1 protein-coding gene is annotated in these 514 nt (G+C 62.3%); it reads left to right on the forward strand.

Annotated elements, in window-relative coordinates; genetic code table 11:
* On the forward strand, nucleotides 1-455 hold a 455-nt coding region (locus tag NKH16_RS34965; RefSeq protein WP_352904002.1), incomplete at its 5' end, for an integrase core domain-containing protein.
* Between the last annotated feature and the right edge of the window lie 59 nt (nucleotides 456-514).

A 514-nucleotide genomic window follows, 5' to 3' on the forward strand; every position in this document is an offset into this window, starting at 1 on the left:
AGGCCAGCGTCGCCGTCAGCCACTCCAGGCCTTGCCATCCGCAGACGCTGGGCAAGGACGAGCGCTTCCATCGCTCGCTCAAGGCCGAGGCGCTGCAGGGGCCACCCTTCGCCGATCTCGCCAAGGCTCAGGATGCCTTCGATCGCTGGCGCCATATCTACAACGTCCAGCGTCCCCACGACGCGCTGGACGGCGGCGTGCCGCTCGACCGCTACCGGGCTTCGCAGCGTCAGTATCGCGAAACGGTCGAGCCGTTCGAATACGCCAAGGACGATCTTATCCGACGCGTTCAGCAGCATGGCTTCGTCTCTATTCTCGGCCGCAAAATGCGCCTGTGCAGAGCCTTCGCCGGAAAATCGGTTGCCTTCCGTCCGACCGCCAAGGACGGCCTCTTCGACGCCTGGTTCAGGCACCAGAAAATAGAAACCATCGACCTCAACGCAAGCAACAGATAGGGTGGGAAACTGTTCGCGATGTCCTCGCACACCTGTTCGCGATGTCTCCGGTCCAAACA

It is taken from the genome of Mesorhizobium sp. M1307, assembly GCF_040318155.1.
Taxonomy (GTDB): domain Bacteria; phylum Pseudomonadota; class Alphaproteobacteria; order Rhizobiales; family Rhizobiaceae; genus Mesorhizobium.